We start from the raw sequence: 24013 nt of genomic DNA, 5'->3' as shown, positions 1-24013 counted from the left end.
GTCCAGTTGCACGGTCCTCCGGGCTACCTGTGTGCGAAGCACAACAGGGCTCCCCTGAAACTCACAATTGTCCCGCTAGACAGCAACCTGCCCCGATCAGATATTCTGTCCCTATCCGGGTGATCGAACCCCGGGGAACTGGTGCACGGAACGGTCACGGGGACACCGCATCTTCGCCGTAAGGGGCAGGCGTTCTTGAACGGCCATAGACCTCTCTGTTTGGATTGCCGGGCGCACCGAACGCAATGCATTCCTGTCGAGTGACGCCAAGATTGATTGTTCCACTGGGGGGGCGCGGGGGGGGGGACTTCTTCCGTGTCGATCTGATATGCTGTATCCCCGGGGGGAGCCTTCTACATAGCTGATTGGCAGCACAAGCAGAGTCAACAGCAACCCGTTGATGCCGACAGAAAGTTTGAACCGCAGGGGAAGCCTTGCCTGACGCCACCCCGGTAGCCGCGAAGACGCGACAACCGGGGCGCCCCTCCCAAGGAGCGATACCGATCTGAATGAGGGGATACCAGAGATGCAGGGTCCCAGTGTTCTGCATTGGTAGCGTAGAAGTGACCAATGACGGAAATAAGGAAACACAGACCGTAATTCTTAACGAGGGCTCAAATGAGACAAGTTTGGAGAGCAATGGTGCGAGGATGTATCTTCTCGGCCACTAGCATCATCCTGCTGTCAAGGGTTGGCGCCGGTGATGAAAAGCGCGAAGTCAAAGCAGTCGTTTCGCCCCGAGTCAGAATTGGAAACTACCGCTACCACCTCCGCGCGAATACCGAGAAGGCCCAGATAGAACTCATCGGGCAAGTGAAAGGCGCCGAAGCCGGGGATCAGGGAGAAGTGCGAAGTGTGGTTTCGGTGTCGAAGCATCTCGGCGACGGCGTTGTCGAACAGATCGTCGCTTCACCGTGGGGTGACAATGGTGAAGCACTTTTCGCAATGGTGAAATGCAAGCGGGACCAACGGCGCGAGTTTTTCGGCTTCTACTTTACGCACAGCTTGGAGAACGGCCTAGCGCCAGTCGAAACGCCCACGATTGCGAAGATGTATAGCTCTGATGAGAACTTCAAGATAATGTCTGTCGATGGTGTACAACGCGGCGTGCAGACCACAGTATTGCTCGGAGCAGTCAAGTACGAAGAGGGGTTTGAGGTCGTAAACAGTGGCGCAATACTTCTGGTGCCATGCCCATCTCCCACTGATGACGAAGGCGTCACAATAATAGAATGGAAAGGAGTAACGAGACCGCCTAAGTTGCCTTTCTAGAGGCAGTTTCAAAACCGGTTCAAGCATATCATTACGCAGGCGAGGTGGAAAAAGCCTTCGAAGAGATGTGGGTAGTATTCATGCCGGACAAGAAGCCTTCTTTGATAGCCTAGCCAACTGATCGTGCGTTCCACTTTCCAGCGACTCGCATATCTCTTCAGGCTTCGCCCGTCTTGTCGAGACGGCTTCTTCCGGCCTTTTCGGTGGGGTGTGATTTGCTCAATGCCTCTCAGTTTGAGCGTATCACGAATCCAATCGGCATCAGCCGCTTTATCGTACAGCAGCCTCTCGGGTTTCTGGCCAGCAACTTGAATGTCGACCAGCGTCTCGATCGTGTTGACTTCGGCGACCTGTGCAGAAATGGTGAACCCCGAGATGGGGACGCCGTTACCGTCCGTCATCAGCATGAGTTTCGTTCCTTTACCTTTCTTGGTCTTACCAACCTCGGCGCCCCCTTTTTTGCAGGCGAAAAGGTGCCATCACCCATTGCCTGCGACCAGTTCAGCTGTTTCTGTCGATCAAGGGACTTCAGGAGACGTTCCCACGTTTTGACCATGATTCCTCTCTCCGTCCACTCCTTGAGCCTTCGCCAGCATGTTGCAGGAGACGGGTATCGCTCTGGTAAATCTTGCCATCGTCCTCCGCTCTTCAGGACCCACAAAATTCCTTCCAGACAGGGTCGAGGCTCGACTCGTGGTCGGCCTCCCAGTGGGGATGGAAGAGGGTTTGCAAACAGATCTTTGATGGAATTCCACTGGGCATCATCAAGAAAAGGCTTCGGGACCGTCCTGGACCCTGTCGTATTCGGCCGCCGTCGCTGGGGCCACATGGACAGGGTAATTCGCATGTAAGGGACTCCTTTCTCCCTTACCGGTATGCAAATTGCCTGCCAGAATCGTTATTGCAATAAAGGGGTTTTGAAACTGCCTCTAATCGAAATCGCTGTCACGAGACCGATTCTGGTCATCAATTTCTCGAACTGATCCTGTAAGTGAATGGCAAAAAAACAACACACAAGATTCTCGTTCTCTCTGGCCTCTGACGCTGATGCGCCAAACCAACTCAGATAGACATTCGCGGTTTCATAATTGTCTAACGGTGTGTGACCGCACTTTCGGCGCTTTGCTTGGAGTGTGTACTTAGGTCGGAGAAATCTCTGGAAGTCGTCACAGGCCTCAGCGGCCTAGATGATTGTCAATCTGATCGGCAGCATCCCCGGGAGGCGTTTAACGAATGAAGTGAACCGAGGAGCGGTAGTGAGATGCAATCTTTTAAGATGCGAGTCAAGTTTTTTTTGTACGCAATTTTACATTCGGTTACTGTATTTCTTCTTATATCTCTTCTTATCACAACTGTTATCTTCGTTATTGGCTTTCATGTTCTTACTCTATGTTGGGATGTCGAATCCGACATTGACGATTACTATGCCGAGTGGGGCGCCTTCGATTTGGTCACCGAGTACATGCGCGAGCATGAAGGTGAATGGCCCCGTTCTTGGGACGATCTACGTGAATTGTACGAAGCTAAGGGCGCGCGCGTCAGTGATTGGACATTCGAGAAATACCAAAGTCGGATGTTTATCGATTTTACGGCGGATCCAAAGGAACTCCGAACATTGTCGTTGCGACCGGGTCCGGTGAAGTTCAACGCCATCAAAGCTCGCAGGGCTTTAGGCTGGGCCGGTGGTGCTGGCAACGAAACTCTTCGTAATTACTTTCGACTCGAAGCTCAGGGACACACAGAAGAATCGAACGTCGAAACCACAGATTGAGTTTTCAATTCCGTGACACGCTGAAAGGCCCTTCCTGAAACGATCCGGGGTACAGCCTTCCCTTTTGACATTTTGGAACTGGAGGTTGTAGGCGGTTGCGGAGTTGCGATTCGGCTTTCCTGGCGAGGGACCGCCAGGGCTACTTCAAGACGTCTGCCCTTGATTGCGGGTCCGATTCTGATTGCTGAATCACACTGCGTGAGCTGGCCCTTCTCAGTGAGGTTCGCCTGTCACGATGCCCCTGCGAGACGCTCGTGATGAGACGCCAGCCTTTCTCTGCTCCCGACACTTTGATGATTTTGAGCGAGGGATCAATCGCTTAAGTCGAGGATGTCTAATGCGTGCACGCACGATACCTGACGCCGCCACATAGCGACAAAACATCTTGACGTCAACAACGCGGTTTAATATAATTTTTCAATACTGATCGGTAGACTCGACGCCGGTTTTCGCTGGTTCGTGTTGCGCTGATTTTGTTTTCATTGCTATCCGGATTGCGAGCAGAAACGCTTGCGTTGGTCGGTGTGCGGTCTGATCGATTGAGGAGGAGATTGAAAATGATGGGGCGCCGCTGTTTTGACTGGCTTGATTAGATGCTCAAGATGCTCAAGTTTGAGCAACATGAGCATCTAATCGGAACCCATGAAAATAAGGGGTTTCGCAATTAGGTGCTCAAGGTGCTCATCGATGTGCAGCGCGCATTCACTCTGACGATACTTGGACCCGTCGCAGCGCTGCAAGACTGGGTAAGAGAACGGGGGGGCGATTCTTCCGACCTGATTTTTTCGATGAGGACGCGAGTTGTGACTAGGGGGCTGACCTGGCTGTCATTTCGTGAAACTGTTTCCAGGTAATGACTTCGATTCCCAGACCCTTAATTTCGTCGATGACGGCTTGATCGGTGAAGATACGGCGGTCTCCGTCGCGGTTGGCGGAACTGGTTGTAATGGCCTGCAGTTCCTCGTTATCGATGCCGCAGTGAATGATGATTTCACTTACCCCCGGTTTCAGCTCACGCAGGGCCTTGAGGTAGCTTTGCTTCCGCATGTCATGCGACGAGCCGCTGTAGAACTGATACAACGCGTCGAGAATGGGAAGTTGTTTCTCGTCGAGGGCCTGCGATAGCTCCGCTGTCTTTTCGGCCAGGGCTGGATACTCCTTTGCGGTGCGAGCATCCAGATGGGCGTTGCGGATGAACAGCACTGGCAGGTTGTATTCGATCCCCAGATTCACGTAGATCTCAACAAGGTCCGGTCGGCTGACGAGGGCTCCCATATGCGTATCAAGATGAGTCACCGGAACGCCAAAGTGTCTGGCTCGCTCGATCTGTGCCCGCAGTTCGATCTCGACTTCGCTCCCCTTAGCACTGGCGGCGACGGCGGGAACACCCTGGTGCAGAAACCCGTCCTTGTCGAGCAGACTGGGAACTTTCTCACGCGGCGCGACCGGTCCCCAGCGATAGGTTTTCCATTCCGAGTTCAATGTCAGATGCAGCCCGAAATCTTTTTCGGGATGTTCTTTCGCATAGATGGCCATTTCCTGAAACCAGGGGCAGGGGACCATGATGCTGGCGGACGAGACACATCCTTTCTCCATTCCCTCGATCGTGGCCAGATTGACCGAGTGTGACATCCCGGCGTCGTCAGAATGAATAATGACATATTTTTTGCCCGCCGCATCTGCGGCCGACAAACCGGACTCACCGAGCAACGACATTCCCAAAGCAGCCACCACGAACGGAAGTCGACGCCACATCTGCCAGTATCCTGATTGAGAGAGAAGAAGTGATGACGGGTCGGCCGGAAACGTCTGATCGAAGGACTTGACGAATCACCATTTTTCTGGCACTCGGATTCCGGCCGGAAAAGGATCCTAAGATATTTGGAATTTCGATGCCAACGGTCGACATCAGCTTACCTTTCGCGGTTCCCCCAGGTTATCTCGTGCCTGTCGTTCCCCGAACAAAAACAGGACCCGTCGAGCGCTTTACCGTTTACCAGCGAAGTCCTATTGCACTGTAATTACGTCTGAACTGATCTTCTGCAGGTCATCGGATGCGGTTACATTCCCGCCCCTGTCGATGTTTTAAGGACGGGCTGATCGAGCGAGGATACTGGAGATTCTCGTTCAGTTGGAAGTTGATACAGGCCTCGATAGTGGTGGCCATGTTCTCCAAACAGGTGACAATCTCAAATGCGTTCGCAAGAGCGGGTTGGGTTCAGTCTGATCCTCGTATGCTTCACGCTGCTGGGTTCGGGGCCAGCAATGGGGCAAACACCACTCCCTTCCGCGGAAGAGGACTTTTTCGAGTCTCCTCTCCTGCAAATGCAGTCGTTTGAAACGCCTGAATCGACCAACGAGGAACTCGAGAATCTGCCTCCACCGCTGGTCCGGTCGATCAAGACGGGGGGAGGCGGACCGGGCATGGGGGGCATCAGCGGCTCACCCATGGGGGGGATGGGAGGTCCCGCCGGGGGAGGAAGACCCGTCTATGCTTACTCATTCTTTCAACCTGCGAGCGGTTTAGGAAACCAGCCGGGATCTCTGGAAGCACGAGGTGAAGGCTTCGCCGTGGGAGTTCCGATCAGCAGAAGTTCCAACGGGATCTGGATCTTGAGCACGCGGCTCGAGCACGACACCTTTCGGACCAATGCAACCCTTCCGGGAACGACCATGCCGTTTCCAGACGAGTTATGGAACATCAACCTGAGTTTGATGCATATTCACTCATTCGACAACGGCTGGACTTTCGGGGGAATGGTTGGTGCCGGTTCGTCCAGCGATCGCCCCTTCGCTTCGATCCGGGAGGTCAATGCGAACCTGATGACCTTTTTGAACATCCCTGCGAATGAGCGCGATGCCTGGAATTTCAGCCTGTTCTATTCCCCGCTAGGGCAATTGAGATTTCCAATCCCCGGTGTCGCTTATGCCTGGCGGCCGAGTGATCAGTTTCAAATGAATATCGGCATTCCCTTTTCGCTGACCTATCGTCCCACCGAGACAGTCTCGTTTAATATGAGCTATCTTCCGCTGACCAACGCGAATGCAACGTTGCGCTGGACGCCGAACGAGTCGTGGACTCTGTATGGTGGCTACATGACTCATAGCCAGGGGTATGAACTCGCGGATCGCGTCGACACACGACAGCGTTTCTTCAATTTTGACCAGCGACTCGCAACCGGAATACAGAGATCACTCGGCAAGGGCTTCTATCTCGACTTGTCCGCTGCATACCTGTTCGACCGTTCGTACTTCCTCGGTGACTCATTCTTCGGGAGTGGCGCGGAACGGCTTCGGGTGGATCCGGGTGCTCAAGTGATGTTGAGACTCGAATGGGCTCGATAGGCCCATCATCGCCGCGACCGTTCCATCAACCTGGCCCGGACGCGTCTCGTCCAAGTAAATCGAAGCCGAACGAACGCCCGATTTCTGCCAGCACATACGATGATCACCCACGGACCATGGTGAACCTTGTACGGCTCAATTTTCGATTCAGCCTCCCTCCGCTGAGGAACTGAACAAAGCCATCGTGGGTGGCCCCTGATCGTTGGAAGTGCGTCTGGATCGGTTACAATCCGCCTTTTGGCAACTTCAGCAAGGGCTCGCCCCCGGGGCTCACTTGGAAGGAATCAGGATTGATGCGGACGTCCATGCGATTTCTGTTCGGTTTGGGATTGAGCCTGTTACTCTGTTCGACTTCGGGTGCTCAGGAGACCAAAACACGGCTGATTCCTCACGCTCAGGACGAGCCACCAAATGATCCTCGCGATGCTATGACGGCAGCGAAGCTGATGACGGTGCCCGAGGGCTTCACCGTCGAGGTCGTGGCCTCCGAACCAGATCTTGTTAATCCTGTCGCCATGACGATCGACGAGCGAGGACGCTTCTGGGTGACCGAATCACTGGAATATCCCCGCCGCGAACCAGGCCCGGGCCAGGATCGCGTGAAGATTCTCGAAGATACCGACGGGGATGGGAAAGCGGATAAAGTGACCGTGTTCCTTGATGGCCTGAATATTCCCAGCGGCATCGCGGTCGGACATGGGGGTGTCTGGGTTGCCAATGCCCCCGACATCCTGTTTGTGCAAGACACCGACGGCGACGGCAAGGCGGATAAGCAGGAAGTGGTCGTTACCGGATTCGGCCGCACCGACACGCACGAGCTCCCCAACTCATTGACGTGGGGTCCTGACGGCTGGCTGTATGGTCTCAACGGGGTTTTTAATCATTCTCATGTCCGCTACTCACCCACGAATCCCAACTTCGATGCACAGCATCCCGGCTGGCCACTGACGTGTGCTTTGTTCCGAATTCATCCAAGAACCCGTGAATTCCAGGTCTTCAGTGAAGGGACGAGCAACCCCTGGGGGATCGCCTTTAATGACGAGGGGGAAGCGTTCGTCTCCGCCTGTGTCATCGACCATCTCTGGCATCTCGTCGAGACAGGATATTACCACCGGCAGGGGGGGCCCTATCCGCCGTTCACCTGGAAGATCGAGTCCATCGTCAAACACAAACATCAGAAGGCCGCCTACTGCGGTATCCATTTCTTAGATTCAGACGCCTATCCAGAGCAGTACCGTCGGAAGCTGTATATGGGGAACATCCATGGTGGATGTATCAACGTCGATCGAATCCAGCCCAACGGCTCAACGTATGAGGGCTTTGGTGAACCTGACTTTCTCACCGCCAATGATGCCTGGTTTATGCCCGTGGTGCAGAAGACGGGTCCAGACGGAAGCTTGTACGTACTGGACTGGTATGATCAGTACCACTGTTATCAGGACGCAAATCGGGACCCGGCGGGTCTTGATAGGCTAAAGGGTCGGTTGTATCGCGTCCGGTACAAGGAAACGCCACGGGTCTCACCGAAACTGAATCTGGCGGCCGAATCCGACGACGAACTGATCCAGCGTCTGGGGGCTGGCAACGATTTTCTGCGTGACACCGCACGCCGCATCCTGCAGGAGCGGAACTCTTCCGCGATTGCGACCAAGCTGCTGAAAGCGCTGACGGCGCCGCAAGACCCGAACGTCACAAGCGAGCATCGCCACCGGTTATTCATGACCTTGTGCGGGCTGTCCGTCAGTGAAACAGAACAGTTGGCAAAGTGGAGTCGTCAGGAAATCAACTCCACCATTCGGAGCTGGCAACTGCGATTCCTGGGGGACCATCCTCAGTTCGCGCCGACGATCGACCGTTTCTCGGAACTGGCTCCTGACGCGAAGAACTCGAATGAGGTCCTGCAGTACGTGATCGCCGCCGCGAAACGGTCCGCCGCCTCTGACGCACAAGGCCCAGAGCAACGGGAAGCGCTGTTCCGCCTCTATCTCGATGTGCTGGCAAATCTCGGCGAAGACACGCATCTGTCCCGGATCATCTGGCAGAACCTGCATCCCAAGCTGGAGGCATCGGCAGAACAATTTGTGACTCTGCTAGAACAACCCGGGATGAAAGACAACGCGGCACTGATTTCCCTTATGCCACGAATTATCGATCGGATGCTCGGACGTCAGACCTTCGATGCCAAAGTGATCGCGGGATTAATCGCATTCCTGGCAGAAAACCATCCTGAAACCGCTGCACTGGGATTGCAGAGACTCTCGACGAAAGTGCAGAACCGTGAGTTGACTGCTGACCATCTCGCAGAAATGAAGCAGGCGATGGAAGCAACATTGCAACCTGTGCTGCACGGCAAAACGGACTCCCCGATGTACCTGCCTGCAGCGTTTCTCGCAACAAGCTGGAACGATCCGATCGGGATCAAAGCGGTGCGACAAGTCTTTGTTACTGACACAGGGTCACCGGAACAGCGTCTACTGGCGTTGAACTCGCTGATCACAATCCGGGACGAAGGCCTGCTGGCAGCAATCTCTCAGGCGTTGGATTCGAAGACCTCGTCGTCTTTGTTCAAGTCGCAACTCTTCGCCTCACTGAGTAAGCATGACGATCCTCGAATTGCGGCGATGATTCTCGAACGCTTCGACCAGTTCGACCCTGAGTTGCAGACCCGTGCTGTTGAACTTCTGACCCAACGCGCGAGTTGGGCTAAAGACCTGCTGCGTGCCATGGGGGACAGGAAAGTCCCTTCGACAACCATGAACGTCAATCAGGCTCGCCGACTGAATGACCTTAAAGACGAAGAGCTGAGTAAGTTGCTTACGTCTCACTGGGGTCAGGTGCGAGAAGGTCGCGATCCGAATCGGGATCGCTACATTGCCGAGATGCGCCAACTGATCCGACGAGCTCCGGGTGATCCATTTGCAGGCGAGAAAGCGTTCAAAAAGATCTGTGCTCAGTGCCACAAGATCTACGGAGAAGGAGCAGAAGTTGGTCCTGATATCACGCTCAATGGAAGAAACAATTTTGAACAGTTGCTCTCGAACGTCTTCGACCCCAGCCTGGTGATCGGTGCCGGCTACCGGTCTTACACCGTGGTGACCAATAGTGGTCGAGTCTTGAACGGCTTGCTGGTAGAGGACAGTCCGCAACGAATCGTGCTGAAGGTGCAGGGGGGCAAGCAAGAGGTTGTTCCTCGTTCAGATATTGATGAACTGAATGTCAATGAGATCTCGTTGATGCCTGAGCAGATCGAGAAGCAACTCTCTGCCACAGAAATTGTCGATCTGTTTGCGTTCCTTTCCTTAGACAAGCATCCGTCCGATAAGTCTGGTCGCCTGCTTGCGGGTGCCGGCGAGGTCATCCCTAAAGAGACCTTGAAGCCAGCGGAATTCGGTCCGTTAATTCATGAGATCCTCCCAGGCTTCAACACAACCGCCTCGGGTGAACTCGGGATCGGCGTGCTGAAGGAACATCGGGGACGGATCGGAGTCCTGCGAACTCATCCGGTATCGGCCCAGAAACCGTGTGTCCTCAGCGGAACCTTTGCCATTCCGGCAGGCGTGCGAACGACTCTGATGCTCGATGTCAGCCATGATCCAAGAGGTGACTGGAGACTTCAGATCAAGGCAAATGGCGACCAGATTTTGAGACAGGAAATTAATGCCGAAACCTGTCCCGACGGTTGGGCAACGGTCAAAGTTGATCTCAGTAAATTTGCCGGACGTGAGATTCGGCTGGAATTGCTCAACACTGCCACAGGCTGGTCATACGAATTTGGCTACTGGGGCGGACTTCGGTGGATTCATGAATAGTGGATGTGGGGACGTCTGGAGCATTCAGCAGCCGAGCTTGTGTTTTTACCTTTTTCCAATGTTGGGCAAGGGGACGGTCGATACAGTTCCCCGCAGAGATTTTACTTCCAAGGGGATGCGACATGGCTGAACGCGACTACTCAAAATTCCAGAAGAAAGTCATCCAGAGATACTACGACAACCGGCCGGCGCTGGATGAACAGCGCCTGGCCGAACTGGCGACGGAACTTTATCTGGCACCTGATAAAAAGAAGCCAAAACTCTGGGAGACGGCGAAAGAAATCATGGACCGGCTGGGAACGCCAGCCTCGCGCATTGAACACGTCCTGGCAACGAATGATCCGGCTCAAGTTGCCGAAGTTGTCAAAGACGTTCAGTCGGGGAAAATTCGACCAAAGCCCGAAAAGAAGCCTGAAGCACCGAAAGAATGACGGTCAATCGAGGCATTGACCCGACGCTTCGATTGTTGGCTCTCAACTCAGAGCATCGGGCAGGAGAGCTGTCGTGTCAAAATCGACGGGTCTGCATCGCTGCTGCACGTCGATCCATGCGTCGGGAAAGACAGGAACCACGGCCAATCGTTGAATTAGAAATCGACTTGGATTCGACTGACGAACAAGTCGGCAGAGCTATACCCTTTGGCCTGGTTTCTCAGCATGGCGTGGATCCAGTTCAACTGCAGCTTGGTATGAGCATTCAAGAACCAGGTCATCCCTAGAGTCGCGTCGTTCAACAGTCCGTTTCCGGCCTTGTTAGTCCCATCATAGGAATTAGTGGCACTATTGTAGTAATGACCGTCGAGCTTATCAGGATTGTTGAGGTCGACGACAGACCAGCGGGCCGCGACTTCCCAGGCCCCCCAACCTCGAATCTCGCCCGTTTTGAGCGGCAGGAAATTGGAGTTAGGGATAGGATTCCGCAGGGCAGACAACTTCTTGTCATAACGGCGATGCTCGCCCGTTAACCGATACATGACTTCAGCATAGGCCCCCTGGTAGAAGACAGGCCCTACGACACTTTCCACAACCGTGGCCATGTATTCCGATTGGAAACTGAGAGGGCCGGATTGATAAACGGTTTCGAGTCCGAAGAGATTGAAATAATCCGCCTGGTATCGCCCTGTATCAACGAAGATCGGAGTCCCATTCACCGCATTTCCAAAACTGGCAGACAGCTCAGGATAGCCGAGAGGCCCGAATTCGGGCGTTGTTCTCGCCTGATAGAAAGGTTCGGGACTGCCTGCGTTTCCTGGAGCCCCGCTTCCTTTGGCGTCATTAGCTCCTAATCGGCCATAGTTATAAGCAGCGCCAATGTGCCATAAGTCTCGGTCCTCAGCACATTCATCATAGTACAATAGGTGCGTGACTCGCGTGGAGAACGAAAAGCCACCAATGTTGCCAAAGTCGGTCGCAAAGCGAGAATCCCCAAGCGGGGCATTGTTGTAGCCACCCGTTCGGAAAATACTGTATGCCCAGTGCGTCATCTCATCTTCTGAAGCATTGGACGACATAATCCCGACACGGCGGAAAGGAACGAATGCTAGAAACGGAAGCGATCGTTCCAGAAAGGGGAGGTTCCGGAAACCGCTCATCGCATCCACGCTGAAGGGTTGGAGGAACTGGCCAGCACGAACCTCACCGAAGAAGGGAAGATTTCCCTGCTCAACATAGTTGTCGAAGAAGCTGGGGCGACCGGCGGTCGCAAAGTCGACTTCCAACTGGTAGTTCGTGAACTCAGCGACTTTACCCTGGACGGCAAAACGAGCGCGACGGAATCCCGTTCCATTTTGTGCGTCGCCCACTGTGGCAATGTTTTCTGGCGACTGGGCATAAAAGGCAGTGTCGAGTTGAAGGAAGCCGGTGAGCTTGTGGGTGGGGTACTGCTTAGCCTTCTTCGCATCAGCCTCATCCCGCTTGGTCAGGCTTTTTTCCACAGCGGAAAGACGACTGGCGAATTCGGAGGCCAGACTTTCAAAAGATGACTTCTTGGGCAGAGGAGGTTCGCTGCCCGTGACATCAGGATCTGCATTGAAGTAGCCGCTGAGATCAACCTGACCTGCCTCGACGTCATTGCCCTCCGAAGATGCATTGTCTGGTTTGAGTAGCTCGCTTTCCTGCTCCAGACGATCGGCAAATTCGGCCGCAAGCGAGGTCTCTTGCCGAGAATCGTCCAGCTCCAACAGTCGACGCGGGATCAAATCGTCAGCCGAGGATGTGGCGGAGATGAAAAGGACCAGAAGAAGAGCCAGCCCAGCGGACGAGCGTCCTGGGCCGCGCCTCGCGACGGATTCAAAGCAGTCTAGTGTTTTTGCCACAATCTCACGCAGAATTCTGCTAATCGACTTACACAAGGTCGCGAGCCATCAACCATGAGCAACAGGCGAGGTATCCCTGCCGTGGCCATGCTCGACGCAAGGACTGATTCTTGAAAGGACTCATACCCGACATGGGGGCTCAGAAAGGAAAGGAAGCCCCCATGAATCATCTTCTGTGTGTATCGGTTGTGCAGACTGGGAAATTTGAGACGACTTGATCGAAAAGGTTGAGGAATTCTTCAATTCCGTACCCAATTCAACTCAAGCCACGCCGAATGAGCTCAATGACCTCAGGAACGGACGAGGCGATCTGAATCGCTTGCTGCAGCCGAAAACCGATTCACGGAGGCCGGCAGCAGCATTTCTGCTGACGTGCCGGCGTCGAGGTCCCCCACGCATAAATTGGAGGTGGCGAGAGAATGACAGGCCCGCCTGACTCACGAAATGAGCACGACCGGAAGTTGACGGACAACGAGGTGTGACCGGATACGGGCCCACGTCCGAACCGCAAGTGCTTTAGCCGAGAATGGACTTGCGGTGGTTAACGTAGTCCCAGACGACAAAGCGGTCGAGATCACGTCCGGCCGTAAAGAAAACACGACCTTTGGTCGTCTCTGCAAGACGATGTGCAAACTGAATGTCTTCGCGAGTTTGTGACCAACTTGGAAGCAGAAAGATATTGATCGTGATTCCTTCCCGCTGACACAGAAGCGCTTCCCTCATGGTCGCTGCTTCCGTCGCGGGATCAGAGGGATATAGGAGGTAAAGATGCTGTCCCTCAAAATGAGCTGTCGGCAACCCGTCAGTGATCAGAATGACCTGCCGATTCGGAGTGTCGCGAGTCGACAGAAACTGCCGACCCAGCTGGAGAGCGTGTTGAATGTTAGTGAAGTGGGGGGGAATATCGGATTCCGTGACCTCTTCTCGACTCATGTCTGCTCGCAACCGGACGACGGGGTCGTAGATTGTGACGACCTTGGGCATGAGCGCCGCGACTTCACTGAAGTGACGTGGCTTGGCAAACGACGCCATTTCGATGAACTGGAGAAAGTCGCCCGGATACTCGCGCCGGATCAGGCCATCCAGCGCCAAAGCCATCCGTTTGACGTTCATATACTGCCCCCCCTGACGCATCGACCCGCTCATATCCATCAGCACAGTGGTCGCGCACTTGGGGTTGTTACGAGTCCGGTGGATGACGATATCTTCAGACCGCAGGTGCAACGGTCGTGAGGGGTCACGAACCATGGCATTCACCAAGGATTGCGGAATGTCCATCTGCGAGGCCGAATCCCCGAACTCGTACGGTTTCGTGGCCGCCATCTCGACAGCCCCTTCCCCCTGGATTGGGCCCAGATGGCGGCCGGTTCGGGATGCCTGAAGCTGACTGAAAATCTGCTCGAGCAGTCGTCCTTGGAAGATGCGATACGCTTGCGGACTTAACTGATACCCGCGCCTGGTCCGTTCAAGTCCCTGCTGTTCGGCCAGTTGCCGGACCAGTTCTTCAATCTGCCGCTGCATGGCCGTCAATTCTTCGAGCTGCTCGGCATCGGCAAACTGACTGAGTTCAGAGAGATCAATCACAGCGATCTGTGCCGTCTTGGCGGCATCTTCCAACTGCTTCAGTAAACGGTCGATTGTCTCCAGTTCTTCTTTCACACCGAGGGCATTATCGATGCTAAGGGACTTGCGGCCGGTAAACGGGTACTTCGAGGCGAGTTCCTCGACCTGATAAACATGGCCCAAGCGGTCAATCAACTGAACGACCTGACGCGCGAAGCGTGAGTGATCGTCGTTCGTCTCGTACCAGATTCGTTCCAGATCCCGGATCTGCTCTTCGTCGACGGCCTTCTTGAATTCCGTCTTCAACCGGTCGGGTGGTGAGGCACTTTGAGCCCGCTTGAGGAAGGCATCTCTCGCTGCAGCAACGACCGTTTTTGTTTCCCAAGTCTCCAGGATCTTTTTCTTTCGCTCCAGCAACATCTGCATGAGCGACTCGAGACTCGGTCCTAATCCGGCAATCTGACGAATATCGAGCTTGATCGCCCTCGCGAGTTCCTCATCCGTCAGCTCGCGCATGTTTCCGAATTCGAGCATATGCTCGATCGCAGGGGAAACCAGGTCGGGAGGTGGTAGAGTCGGACTGGGGATGGTGGCGGGGTCATACCTCTGATAGGTATGAATGACGCCGCCTAGAGTACGTTCAGATGTCATAACGAATCCTCCCACGAGACTGGCTGCGAGAAATCTTCTCGGTCGCATAAAGGCCCGCCAGGACGAATTCGACGCACGAGGCACGCACGGCTGCATCCGATGATGCGTTAACTTCAAACGCCTTGTCCCACGCAGGTGGAACCCGCTTCAGCCGTTCGGAGTAATGGGACGACGGAAGCATGTCGCCGACTTCGATTTTGACCCCTTTACTGAAAATCGCTGCGATCTCGTCGATTCCGTGCTTGTCGATGTACTCCTCGAACACAGTCCGAATCGCTTCCGCAATCAGCGAGTCCAGGATCTGACGTTCATTCATCTGATGGCTGCCCATCAGGTCCAGTTCAAGCTTCCCGAGAGACGACGAGTACAAGTGACCCAGGTCACTGATTCGGGGAACAGCCGGAGATTCGCCCAGGCGTGCGCCGCGCTGACGAGCACTGGCGATCATTGTTCCGTAATTGGCAATACTGAAGCGGGCACTCACTCCGGAAAGCTGGTCGATGTACTTCGACTTGCGAGCCGCAACACTTAATTCTTCAATGATTTCCTTCATGAATCGAGGGACGACCACGGGGTATGGTTCACCCAGATTGATATCGCACTCCTGCTCCATGATTTCGATTCCGAGATCACGATCTTCGGGATAGTGCGTGTGAATGACTGATCCAATACGGTCTTTCAGTTGAGGAATGACTTTGCCGCTGCGGTTATAGGTCGCAGGATTGGCAGAGAATAAGATCAGCACGTCGATATCGAACTGAACGGGGAACCCACGGATCTGGACGTCGCGTTCCTCCAGAATATTGAATAGGCCAACCTGCACGAGTTCATCCAGTTCGGGCAGTTCGTTCATCGCAAAAATGCCCCGATGCATCCGGGGAATCAGACCGAAGTGAAGCGCTTCCTCGGCTGACATACTCGTCCCACCGGCGAGCTTCGCCGGGTCGATCTCGCCGATGATGTCAGCGAACTTGGTGCCAGGAGCCAGCCGTTCGACATAACGTTCCTCTCGCGGCCACCAGGCGATTGGCACCTGTTCAGGTGGAACATTTGCAACGAAGTCCTTGCAAACACGGCTGATCGGATTGTACGGATCATCGTGAAAGGGAGCTTCCGGGAGGTCGATGTAAGGAATGAAGTCGTCCAGAAATCGCGAGAGTATGCGCATCAGACGGCTTTTGCCCTGTCCTTTTTCGCCCAAGAACAACATATCGTGACCAGCGATCAGGGCGATATTGATTTCGGGAATGACCGTATGTTCGTACCCGACGATGCCCGGAAATAGAGCGTCACCTGCGGCAAGTGCGATTAAAAAATTCTGTCGCAACTCCTCTTTGACAGTTTTAGAGACCCAGCCACTTTGTTTCAGTTCCAGGAGATTGGTGGGTCGACATGGCATCTGCTGCATGAAATTCTCGTTGCGGTGACTTTTCGATGAATAAACGACTTAAAATCGAGGTAGCCCTACCGGCACGATTCGGGCGCATTTTGAGTATAGACACCTTGTTGGATTGAACCATGATGTCTTTTTGGACCAATTAAACCACAGCAAATTGCAGTAGTGACGCGATTCACGACAAGTCGCCTGCGTCGCTACTGCAAAATACAAAGTTTTCAGTCAAGAATCTGCTGGTTCACCCGCCCAAACGCATCAGCTTTTGCAAATTTGTTTAAAGAATCCAGTAGTTGACCCACTCGTTCACCAGCCAGCTCAAGGGGGGACAGAGCTCGCACAGGTATGCAAGGGGCTGGTAGAACTGCGCAACCCATTTCGGACCATCAGCATAGACGGCCGCGTGCCAGGTCCAGAAAAAAGGACCGATCGTCAGCCACGCGAAAAAGATGTATGCCAGAAAGTAGAAGTAGAGATCCTGCAGGACTCCGAACCAAGTCCGCTTGCGCCGTGGCTGGGATTGCGGGGCCGACCGCTTCGACGAAGGGAGGGGGGATGAATCGACCTCGGTTGGATTGGCAACCATGTTAGGCATTCAAAGTGTTAAAAAATTGGCGGCCCTCGACTACACGAAAACAATTCTAGCCGTTTTGAAGATCCCGTCCGGGAAAAAACGGGAACCGCTCCGATTTCTTCATTTCGCCATACATTACTTGCTCAACAGACCTCGGCCTCGCAACCACGCTTCGCACTGGACAGGCCACTGGTCAGCTCCGGGATGTTTCTTCGCCAACCCGATCCCATGCGGCCCTTTCTCATAGATATGCAGTTCGGCAGGGACCCCCGCCTTCACACAAGCGAGATAGAACAGCGTGCTGTTGGCGGGCGGAACCCCTTTGTCTTCGGACGTATGCCACAAAAACACCGGAGGGGTCGTTGGTTTGACTTGCAGCTCATTCGATAAAAGCGTGATCAGCTCTGCCGAAGGATCCTGCCCCAGCAGATTGTTGCGTGAGCCCCGGTGCATGGCGGACTCATCCGTGAAAGTGATGACCGGATAGGAAAGAACTGCAAAATCCGGACGGCAACTGGCCCGGTCGATCGGATCGCCTGCCGAAGCGTCACCGTCATCAAAATGAGTTGCAGCGGTCGAAGCGAGGTGGCCCCCCGCAGAGAATCCCAGTACTCCAATCCGGGCAGGGTCAATTTTCCACTCGCTGGCCCGGCTTCTCACAACTCGCAAGGCACGCTGAACGTCAAGCAACGGTGCGGGGTGTTTGTACCGTGGAGCGATTCTGTATCGCAGAACAAACCCCGAAACACCAATGGAGTTCAGCCAGCTTCCAACGTCTTCCCCTTCGTGCCCGACGGCAAGGTGACCGTAGCCTCCACCAGGACAAATGACGATGGCGGTCCCTGTATTACGATCGGCCGGAGCGAGATAGGCCGTGATGCTGGGGCGATCGTGTTCCTCGGTACCTACCGCGCCGGGTGCCCCATCAGGCCAAAGCACGATCTTCTCTTGTGCAGACGCCGATTGACAGAACGTTGCGAGGGCCAAGACCCATGCCAGCAAACCAGGGATTCGTACCTCAGACACCAGTCAACTCCGCTCAAAGGAACTGTTTCGGCCTGAGACAATTCTGCCATGTGTGGTCCCTCCGAGGCAAGTCGCATCAGAGAAAGGGGCGATGGCGGCCAACGGAACAGCCTGACAGAAGCGTCAAGAACACGGGCTGCCCGGTTCTGCGACCCGTAGAGGAACGTGACCAAGAGACGCTCTGGAGACAACAGGAAATTAAATGAAGCCCGACTCATCGGAATCGGGCTTCAATTGGTCATTTTATGAGAGTGACCAGCAAAACTGACGGCAATTATTTCTTGCCTGGCAGTTTGCCTTCCTTGATCAGCTCGCCGAAGGTCTTGCCATCGGTTTCGCCCTTTTCGCTTTCGATCTTCTTCAGGGCTTCAGCAAGAGCTTCTTCGCCTTTGGTGTTCTTTTCTGGCAGAGCGGCACCCAGGGCCTTGCCATAGTCGTTGCGAACAGCTTTCTTCTCTTCTGGGTGACAGATGCCGCACTTGGCAGCTTCGGCTTCAGTCTTGAGAGCCGGATACGCGGCAATAAACGCCTTCGTGTATTGTGGACGAGCCTGAGCTTCTGGACCACCAATGAACGCGGACAACGCCACACAACACGCGATCCAAGTCAAACTTTTCCGCATAAACTGACTCCTCACATTGTCTACTGAATTTCGAGATAAAAGAGCCCACCATCGAACAAAGGATTGTCCCAGAGATTAGCCCTACAACCGTCGAGAATTAGAGACCGTCGCCCGAAGCGTGTCAACCGACGAATTCCAATACCCTTATGCAACTGCGACTTCCCGAATCCGCAGTTAAACCCGCGGATCCAGAATTTGCAGGCGCACCGAGCTTACAAACGGCTTGACGCGAACTCGGTAGTCAGCCATGTGGGGAGCGACCAGATGCGCTTTCAGGTGATCCAGACTCTCCCACTTCTCGACAATTAATACGAAATTTTCCCCCTGAAGAAACTGCTGCGGCACATCCGTGATCGCATCAATTGCAGCCCCATATTCAATGCACCCCGCCTCCTGTCGCACAGGAACCGCGACCTGAGCAAACTCACGTAAGAAATCTTCGCGGTGCCCTTCGATTGTTTCGACCAGAGCAAGCACATGAATCATCTGGGTCCCCGTTCGGACAATGGGCGGTGGATTATTTGCCACAGTCTGCCGTAAGGCAAACGGCTATTTCTCAATCTGTTCCAGCGAACTCACAATCGCTTCCTTCAGCTCTGCATCGGTTGACGTTTCCAGCAGTTTGTGCAGATCCGGCCCCGCACTCTTCGCGTAGGGACCCATCTCACCCAAAGCGTAGACCGCCCCAACCTGGACTTTTGACACGGGATCGTGCGTTGCTTTGACCAGTGCCTGAACCGCCGCAGGTGATTCCGGAGCCAGTTCCGCCAGTGAGTACGTCGCCAGCCACCGCACATTGGAGTCTCGATCACCAAGGCTCGTCAGAATCGTCTGCAGAGCAGGGTAGGCATACTCCTCGTGACGAATCAGGACTTCAGCGACTCGCAGGCGAGTCTGTCCGTCAGTGCTTTTCAAGTTCTCTGACAGCGACTTCAGCACCTGGGTCGATTCGCCTCCCATTTCATCCAGAACACCGCTCGCGAACGATCTCAGGTTCGCATCGCGGGAGACCACACTGTCGGTGACCACCTTGATTGATTCAGGCGAGCTGATATTCAGCTTCGCCATCGTCTGAGCGGCCGTGGTCCTCACGATGCCGTCATCGTGCTTGAGCAATGACTGGAGAGCAGGGGCCGCTGCAATCCCATCCGCCCCCAGCTTTCCGATCTTGCTGAGACAGACTTTGAGCGACTGCGGATCGGAAGGATCCACTTCATTCAGTGCTTCAGCCAAGGGACCACTGGCATCGGGACACAACTTCGCCAATCCGCGGGTCGCGATTGTCTGGATCGCAGCCTTCTTCAAATCGCCCAGGGAAGGAAGTTGTGACAGTCCGTCCTCGCTGGCCTCCTCACCTTCTGCCTGCAGAGCAGGAGGTTGTGCCAACGGAAGATCCAGTTCTTTCTCCAGCACGTCTACAACGGTTGAAGCTTTCGCCGAGGTGACGGCTGACAGACTGGATTCCCCTTCGTCGCTGGCCCAGTCAGCAACGTCATTTTCCAGGGATTCGACTTTTTTCCCCAGCTCCTTTTTGACCTGCATGACCGACTTCTGTCCCATTTCGATCACGTCGTCAAACGGATCGAACTCATCAGAGGCCTGTTTCCCGGACTCGCTCTTTGCCACTGGAGTGGGTTTGTCGAGATCAGACAGGAAGGCATCCATTTCTTCCGTCTTGGCGGACGCGGCAACCGACTTCGCCGTCGCGGCTGCTTTGCTGGTCAGCGAATCTTTACTCGCTTTGGTGACGGCCATTTCAGGCGAGGATTTCGACGACTTGGATGAATTCACCTGATCTGCTGCGGCGAGTTTCGATTCTGCGGCTGCGGACTTTGATTTCCGCTTGGCTTTGCCGAGCAGTGTTCGAGGCTCGTCCGACTTCAGTTCAGCCGGCCCTTTCGCCCCCTTCGAACCTTTCTTCCCCTTGCCAGCATCTGCCAGCGCCTCTTCCGCCCCCTTTTTGGATTCGCGTCTGGCGAGCCAACTGCCCGACTGAGCGCATCCGCAGACTTCCCCCGCGACGGAGGCCAACAGCAAAAACCCGAGAGGGCGATACCACTTGTTCATGTCATAACCTTACTGAACCGCGAGTGGGGCAGCATGACGCTGACAGACAGCGCAAGCAGAACCAGCCATGCATCCAAATTGAACACGTCCAATTCAGGTATCGGTTACAACAACGATAAGAGTTAAACCGTTCGTAGCGGGAACACCGAAATCCGCTTGACAAGTTTTCCCGATTCTGCACACAGTGCCAACCGGGTGACAGCAACTTCACAGACAGAGACACAATCCAATGCAAAATAAACACTTACGGAAATTCAGCCGTCTCGCCAGTCAATGCCACATGAACACGCTCTCGGTCGGGAACCTCCTTAACTTCAGCCGGATCACACGAGAAAACCCCGCATGACCATGAATGGAACATGCGGGGCCGCAAACTTGCTCACAGCTTTCCGATACGATCACAAGACGATCGAAGACTTGCTTCGGGCCAGTTCTTCCATGAAACGGAGCGAGCGGGTCGTCGTTTCTTCCACGTCGGGAATCAGTCCGTCCAGGATGAGGGCATTTGCGTAAAGCTGACGGCCGCAATCCCGAATGAATTCGTCGTTCTCGGAATTGCTGCTCAGGTCGCACAGCCGTGTCACGAGCGCTGCATGCGGATTCACTTCCATGATCCGCTTGGGAGCTTCGTACTCTTTCATTGTATGGCTGAGCACCTTCTGCAGCTGGTTGCTCATGGTTCCCTGAGGATTGATCAGGCAACAGGGGCTTTCCGTCAGACGAGACGACTCCCGAATGTCCTGCACCTTGCTTTCCAACGCTCCTCGGAACAACTCAATGACGCGTGTGATGTTCTTCGGCTTTTCCGCCGCTTCCGTCTCGGGTGGATCGGTCGATTCGGGGAACGACACATCCGCCGAATCGATGGAGATAAGGTCTTTGCCCTCATAGCGACGTAGTTGCGTCAGTGCAAATTCATCGATCGGATCATCAAGGAACAGGACTTCCAGGTTTCGTTTGCGGAATGCTTCCAGCAGCGGATGACGAGACAACGCGTCCAGATCAGGACCACTCAGGTAGTAAATCTGGGTCTGGCCTTCCACGGCCCGCTGGAGGTAACTATCCAGCGAGACAGTCGGAGGTACGGGTTGATCGGTCGTTCCGCCGGGTACCACGAGGGTTGGATTGGCGGTATGCGTCGAATGGAACCGCATCAACTTCGCGATCCGTTCGCGATTCTCGAAGTCTTGCCCGATCCCGGTCCGCAGAATCGGCCCGAACTGCTGATAGAACGTCTTGAAGGTCTCGGGCTGTTCTTCGGCGATACTGGCGAGGTGGTCGAGAACCTTCTTGATCAAGACCCGCTTCAGCTTGGGCAGCAGCTTGTGATCCTGCAGTGTCTCACGCGAGACGTTGAGCGGCAGGTCGGCCGAATCAACGACCCCGTACAGGAAGCGAAGATAGTCCGGCAGCAAGTCGCGGCAATCATCCTGAACCAGAATTCGTTTCGCACACAGATTGATTCCGTGCTCAATCTGGCCAAATCCCATCAGCTCAAAATTCGTGGGGGGACAGTACAGGATCGAATGAAACTGAATGGGGGAATCGCTCGACAGATGCAGGTGCCAGAGTGGTTTTTCTTCTGCGTGATGGGTCAGCCACTGGTAAAAACCAGCATGCTGTTCTTCAGTGACCTGATTCTTCGGCTCGACCCAGATCGGCTTCTGTTCGTTGAGCGTTTCTCCATCGAGCTTGATGGGATGCGGCACGAACGTTGAGTACTTGCGGACAATAAACTTCAACCGCATCGGGTCAGTGAATTCATCCATGTCGTCCTTAAGGTGCAGCCGAATCTGAGCACCCCGAGGGACTTCTTCTTCCGCAGGCGTAATCGTGAAGCGCCCCGAACCATCGGATTCCCACCGCCAGCCTGTTTCTTCGCGATAGCTGCGCGTGACGACTTCGACGCGATCCGCCAGCATGAACGCGGCATAGAATCCCACGCCGAACTGTCCGATCAGTGACAGGTCAGCCGAGGGAGACGATTCTGCTCCGTCGGCTTTCGCCGCCAGTGTCCGCAAGAACTCTTTCGATCCGCTGTGCGCAATCGTTCCCAGGTTCTGAACCAGTTCATCATGGGTCAGGCCGATTCCGTTATCGCGGATGACCAGCAGCTTCGAATCTTTGTTGGGTTCGAGCGTAATTTCCAGTGGTTGGTCGTCACGATACTGCTCTTCGCTGAGCTGGATATGCCGCAGCTTGTTCAAAGAATCAGATGCGTTGGAAATCAGCTCGCGCAGAGCAATTTCCCGGTTCTGGTAGAGAGAATGCGAAAGGATATGGAGAAGTTGCTTGATCTCGGTTTGAAACGTGAATTCTTGCGGTTGAGACACTCGGGAACTCCCATACAATCAACATTGTTCAGATATCGTCGGCAGTCGAACGACCAGTTAACAGCCCGAAAGCAACTCGCGCGCCAGCCTCTTCCCGGCTGAAAATAGCCTGTTTTCAAGGGTTTTCACCCACAGCGTCGATCACCAACTGCCAAATTGGCACCAGCGACTCGCTCGCAGCGAACAAGCGGTTTGCCTACCGTGAAAGACGAATTCGCGGCAACGAGGTAGAGTGGGCGTGGCCCCGATTACTTCTTCTGCTGCTCGCCCTGCATCGACAGCGCTTCATAAAACTGCTTCACCAGGTGTTCGTACTTCGGCAGCATTCTCTCGCCGTAGGTGTTCAGCAATTCTTCACGGACATGAACGGGTAGATGCCCCCAGACGTCCATCTCCAGCTTTCGCCGGCGTGCCGCTTCTTCAGCCGCCTTTCGGTCTGCTTGAGATTGGGGTGACGAGTCGACTCCGTTCTCACTCGACTCGCCCCCCTGCTGTTCGTCAGTGGAACCGGCCGCCTGACCTTGTGAGGCGGTACTCGACCCTGCAGAGCCGCGTGACCGCAGTCGCTGCTTTGAAGACCCTCCGCGACTGCCGCTGCGATTCTGTCCCGAGGAACCGCCTCCTCCCTGACTGGCACTTCCACCACCACCACCTCCTCCTCCCCCCCCGCCTCCACCACCCTTATTCGGCGGGGGATTCTCGAGTTGGTTGATGATGTCTTCCAGGTCCTGAATCACCTGCTTTTGAATCTTCTGCGTCTCTTCCGCAGTGGTCCCCTCGTCCAGCTTCGTGCCTGCGGCGCGCATTCCTTTTACGGCGCGGTCCATCTTGTCGACCTCTTCGGTGGTCGACTTCAAGGCGTTGACAGGAGAATCATCGACCTCCTTCATCAACTCCTCACCCAGCTTCTCAAGCAGCGATTTCTCCCTGACCTGTGGCTTGGCCTCTGGCTTGGCTTCTGGAACAGCTTCGGAAGCGGCTGGTTCTTTTGCCTTCTCTGCAGCCGCAGGGGAGGGCTCATCCGCAGTGACGACCGACGCACCGGCGATGAACGACACGACCAGGTAGCAACAGGTATTCAAACTGATCCAGTTCCAATATCCCGTTCGCCCCAACGAGACAGGATTCCATCTCAAGATGGCCCCTTTTTCGGAGCTGGCAGCCGCCTGGCCTGAATCCACCCGGACTGATCGATCGGGACGAGCCTGCCAGCAGGTCGGTCCAGCGGCTCTCTGCACTCTTTGGTATTCGCCCATGTTCTGTCGCATCCTTT

General features: G+C 54.7%; 18 protein-coding genes. 5 read left to right on the top strand and 13 right to left on the bottom strand.

Annotated features, from left to right (window positions below):
- Window positions 1-618: 618 nt before the first annotated feature.
- Window positions 619-1272, top strand: a complete 654-nt coding sequence (locus tag ACGY09_RS22075) for a hypothetical protein (RefSeq protein WP_397569457.1) — start codon at window positions 619-621, stop codon at window positions 1270-1272.
- A gap of 8 nt (window positions 1273-1280) precedes the next feature.
- Here ACGY09_RS22075 and ACGY09_RS22070 read toward each other — a convergent pair whose 3' ends face one another.
- Both ACGY09_RS22070 and ACGY09_RS22065 read right to left on the bottom strand, forming a co-directional pair.
- Complete coding sequence (locus ACGY09_RS22070) at window positions 1281-1679, bottom strand: transposase (RefSeq protein WP_397568160.1); 399 nt, start codon at window positions 1677-1679, stop codon at window positions 1281-1283.
- Entirely contained in the window at window positions 1673-2101 is a 429-nt protein-coding gene (locus tag ACGY09_RS22065; RefSeq protein ID WP_397571847.1) for a transposase, read from the bottom strand. The genes ACGY09_RS22070 and ACGY09_RS22065 overlap by 7 nt, the downstream gene beginning before the upstream one ends.
- Before the next feature lie 432 nt (window positions 2102-2533).
- Between ACGY09_RS22065 and ACGY09_RS22060 the strand changes: the two genes are divergently transcribed.
- On the top strand, window positions 2534-3043 hold the full coding sequence (locus ACGY09_RS22060) for a hypothetical protein (RefSeq protein ID WP_397569456.1): 510 nt from the start codon (window positions 2534-2536) through the stop codon (window positions 3041-3043).
- Between the two features lie 807 nt (window positions 3044-3850).
- Here ACGY09_RS22060 and ACGY09_RS22055 read toward each other — a convergent pair.
- A complete protein-coding gene (locus ACGY09_RS22055) occupies window positions 3851-4798 on the bottom strand; it encodes a polysaccharide deacetylase family protein (protein WP_397569455.1) in 948 nt (315 codons plus the stop codon).
- 438 nt (window positions 4799-5236) lie between these two features.
- Here ACGY09_RS22055 and ACGY09_RS22050 point away from each other — a divergent pair, with 438 nt between their 5' ends.
- The 3 genes from ACGY09_RS22050 (at window position 5237) to ACGY09_RS22040 (ending at window position 10628) form a co-directional block, all read left to right on the top strand.
- Window positions 5237-6388: a DUF6268 family outer membrane beta-barrel protein gene (locus ACGY09_RS22050; protein WP_397569454.1), complete on the top strand. Its 1152-nt coding sequence runs from the start codon at window positions 5237-5239 to the stop codon at window positions 6386-6388.
- A gap of 293 nt (window positions 6389-6681) precedes the next feature.
- Complete coding sequence (locus ACGY09_RS22045) at window positions 6682-10197, top strand: PVC-type heme-binding CxxCH protein (RefSeq protein WP_397569453.1); 3516 nt, start codon at window positions 6682-6684, stop codon at window positions 10195-10197.
- 122 nt (window positions 10198-10319) lie between these two features.
- Window positions 10320-10628 (top strand): hypothetical protein, encoded by a 309-nt coding sequence (locus ACGY09_RS22040; RefSeq protein WP_373652820.1) that lies wholly within the window; start codon window positions 10320-10322, stop codon window positions 10626-10628.
- Window positions 10629-10783: 155 nt separating this feature from the next.
- On the opposite strand, the gene ACGY09_RS22035 is transcribed toward ACGY09_RS22040, so the two are convergent.
- The 10 genes from ACGY09_RS22035 to ACGY09_RS21990 all read right to left on the bottom strand — a co-directional run bounded on the left by ACGY09_RS22035 (window position 10784) and on the right by ACGY09_RS21990 (window position 23996).
- Window positions 10784-12394: an OprO/OprP family phosphate-selective porin gene (locus tag ACGY09_RS22035; RefSeq protein ID WP_397569452.1), complete on the bottom strand. Its 1611-nt coding sequence runs from the start codon at window positions 12392-12394 to the stop codon at window positions 10784-10786.
- A gap of 633 nt (window positions 12395-13027) precedes the next feature.
- A complete protein-coding gene (locus ACGY09_RS22030; RefSeq protein WP_373652822.1) occupies window positions 13028-14725 on the bottom strand; it encodes a VWA domain-containing protein in 1698 nt (565 codons plus the stop codon).
- Window positions 14715-16124 (bottom strand): magnesium chelatase, encoded by a 1410-nt coding sequence (locus tag ACGY09_RS22025; RefSeq protein WP_397571898.1) that lies wholly within the window; start codon window positions 16122-16124, stop codon window positions 14715-14717. The genes ACGY09_RS22030 and ACGY09_RS22025 overlap by 11 nt, the downstream gene beginning before the upstream one ends.
- A gap of 271 nt (window positions 16125-16395) precedes the next feature.
- Window positions 16396-16704 (bottom strand): hypothetical protein, encoded by a 309-nt coding sequence (locus tag ACGY09_RS22020; protein ID WP_397569451.1) that lies wholly within the window; start codon window positions 16702-16704, stop codon window positions 16396-16398.
- A gap of 123 nt (window positions 16705-16827) precedes the next feature.
- Complete coding sequence (locus ACGY09_RS22015; RefSeq protein WP_397569450.1) at window positions 16828-17718, bottom strand: alpha/beta hydrolase; 891 nt, start codon at window positions 17716-17718, stop codon at window positions 16828-16830.
- Window positions 17719-17992: 274 nt separating this feature from the next.
- The gene (locus ACGY09_RS22010; protein ID WP_373652825.1) at window positions 17993-18307 is read right to left on the bottom strand and encodes a hypothetical protein; all 315 of its coding nucleotides are present in this window, start codon (window positions 18305-18307) and stop codon (window positions 17993-17995) included.
- Window positions 18308-18514: 207 nt separating this feature from the next.
- Complete coding sequence (locus tag ACGY09_RS22005; RefSeq protein ID WP_397569449.1) at window positions 18515-18826, bottom strand: putative quinol monooxygenase; 312 nt, start codon at window positions 18824-18826, stop codon at window positions 18515-18517.
- 63 nt (window positions 18827-18889) lie between these two features.
- Window positions 18890-20407 carry a HEAT repeat domain-containing protein gene (locus tag ACGY09_RS22000; protein WP_397569448.1) on the bottom strand — a complete coding sequence of 506 codons (1518 nt, stop codon included), beginning with the start codon at window positions 20405-20407 and terminating at the stop codon, window positions 18890-18892.
- Between the two features lie 398 nt (window positions 20408-20805).
- On the bottom strand, window positions 20806-22740 hold the full coding sequence (gene htpG / locus ACGY09_RS21995; RefSeq protein ID WP_373652828.1) for a molecular chaperone HtpG: 1935 nt from the start codon (window positions 22738-22740) through the stop codon (window positions 20806-20808).
- Between the two features lie 248 nt (window positions 22741-22988).
- On the bottom strand, window positions 22989-23996 hold the full coding sequence (locus ACGY09_RS21990) for a hypothetical protein (RefSeq protein ID WP_397569447.1): 1008 nt from the start codon (window positions 23994-23996) through the stop codon (window positions 22989-22991).
- Between the last annotated feature and the right edge of the window lie 17 nt (window positions 23997-24013).

Source organism: Schlesneria sphaerica (assembly GCF_044336245.1).
GTDB classification, from domain to species: Bacteria; Planctomycetota; Planctomycetia; order Planctomycetales; family Planctomycetaceae; genus Schlesneria; species Schlesneria sphaerica.
Note: the sequence above shows the minus strand (reverse complement) of the source record. Positions and strands in the feature narration are given on the sequence as shown.

What these genes read in the sequence shown, in the direction of transcription:
- ACGY09_RS22075 (WP_397569457.1), top strand. Translation starts at nt 619, where the DNA reads ATGAGACAAGTTTGGAGAGCAATGGTGCGAGGATGTATCTTCTCGGCC.
- ACGY09_RS22070 (WP_397568160.1), bottom strand. Translation starts at nt 1,679, where the DNA reads ATGCTGATGACGGACGGTAACGGCGTCCCCATCTCGGGGTTCACCATT.
- ACGY09_RS22065 (WP_397571847.1), bottom strand. Translation starts at nt 2,101, where the DNA reads ATGTGGCCCCAGCGACGGCGGCCGAATACGACAGGGTCCAGGACGGTC.
- ACGY09_RS22060 (WP_397569456.1), top strand. Translation starts at nt 2,534, where the DNA reads ATGCAATCTTTTAAGATGCGAGTCAAGTTTTTTTTGTACGCAATTTTA.
- ACGY09_RS22055 (WP_397569455.1), bottom strand. Translation starts at nt 4,798, where the DNA reads ATGTGGCGTCGACTTCCGTTCGTGGTGGCTGCTTTGGGAATGTCGTTG.
- ACGY09_RS22050 (WP_397569454.1), top strand. Translation starts at nt 5,237, where the DNA reads ATGCGTTCGCAAGAGCGGGTTGGGTTCAGTCTGATCCTCGTATGCTTC.
- ACGY09_RS22045 (WP_397569453.1), top strand. Translation starts at nt 6,682, where the DNA reads ATGCGGACGTCCATGCGATTTCTGTTCGGTTTGGGATTGAGCCTGTTA.
- ACGY09_RS22040 (WP_373652820.1), top strand. Translation starts at nt 10,320, where the DNA reads ATGGCTGAACGCGACTACTCAAAATTCCAGAAGAAAGTCATCCAGAGA.
- ACGY09_RS22030 (WP_373652822.1), bottom strand. Translation starts at nt 14,725, where the DNA reads ATGACATCTGAACGTACTCTAGGCGGCGTCATTCATACCTATCAGAGG.
- ACGY09_RS22025 (WP_397571898.1), bottom strand. Translation starts at nt 16,124, where the DNA reads ATGCCATGTCGACCCACCAATCTCCTGGAACTGAAACAAAGTGGCTGG.
- ACGY09_RS22020 (WP_397569451.1), bottom strand. Translation starts at nt 16,704, where the DNA reads ATGGTTGCCAATCCAACCGAGGTCGATTCATCCCCCCTCCCTTCGTCG.
- ACGY09_RS22005 (WP_397569449.1), bottom strand. Translation starts at nt 18,826, where the DNA reads ATGATTCATGTGCTTGCTCTGGTCGAAACAATCGAAGGGCACCGCGAA.
- ACGY09_RS22000 (WP_397569448.1), bottom strand. Translation starts at nt 20,407, where the DNA reads ATGAACAAGTGGTATCGCCCTCTCGGGTTTTTGCTGTTGGCCTCCGTC.
- ACGY09_RS21990 (WP_397569447.1), bottom strand. Translation starts at nt 23,996, where the DNA reads ATGGGCGAATACCAAAGAGTGCAGAGAGCCGCTGGACCGACCTGCTGG.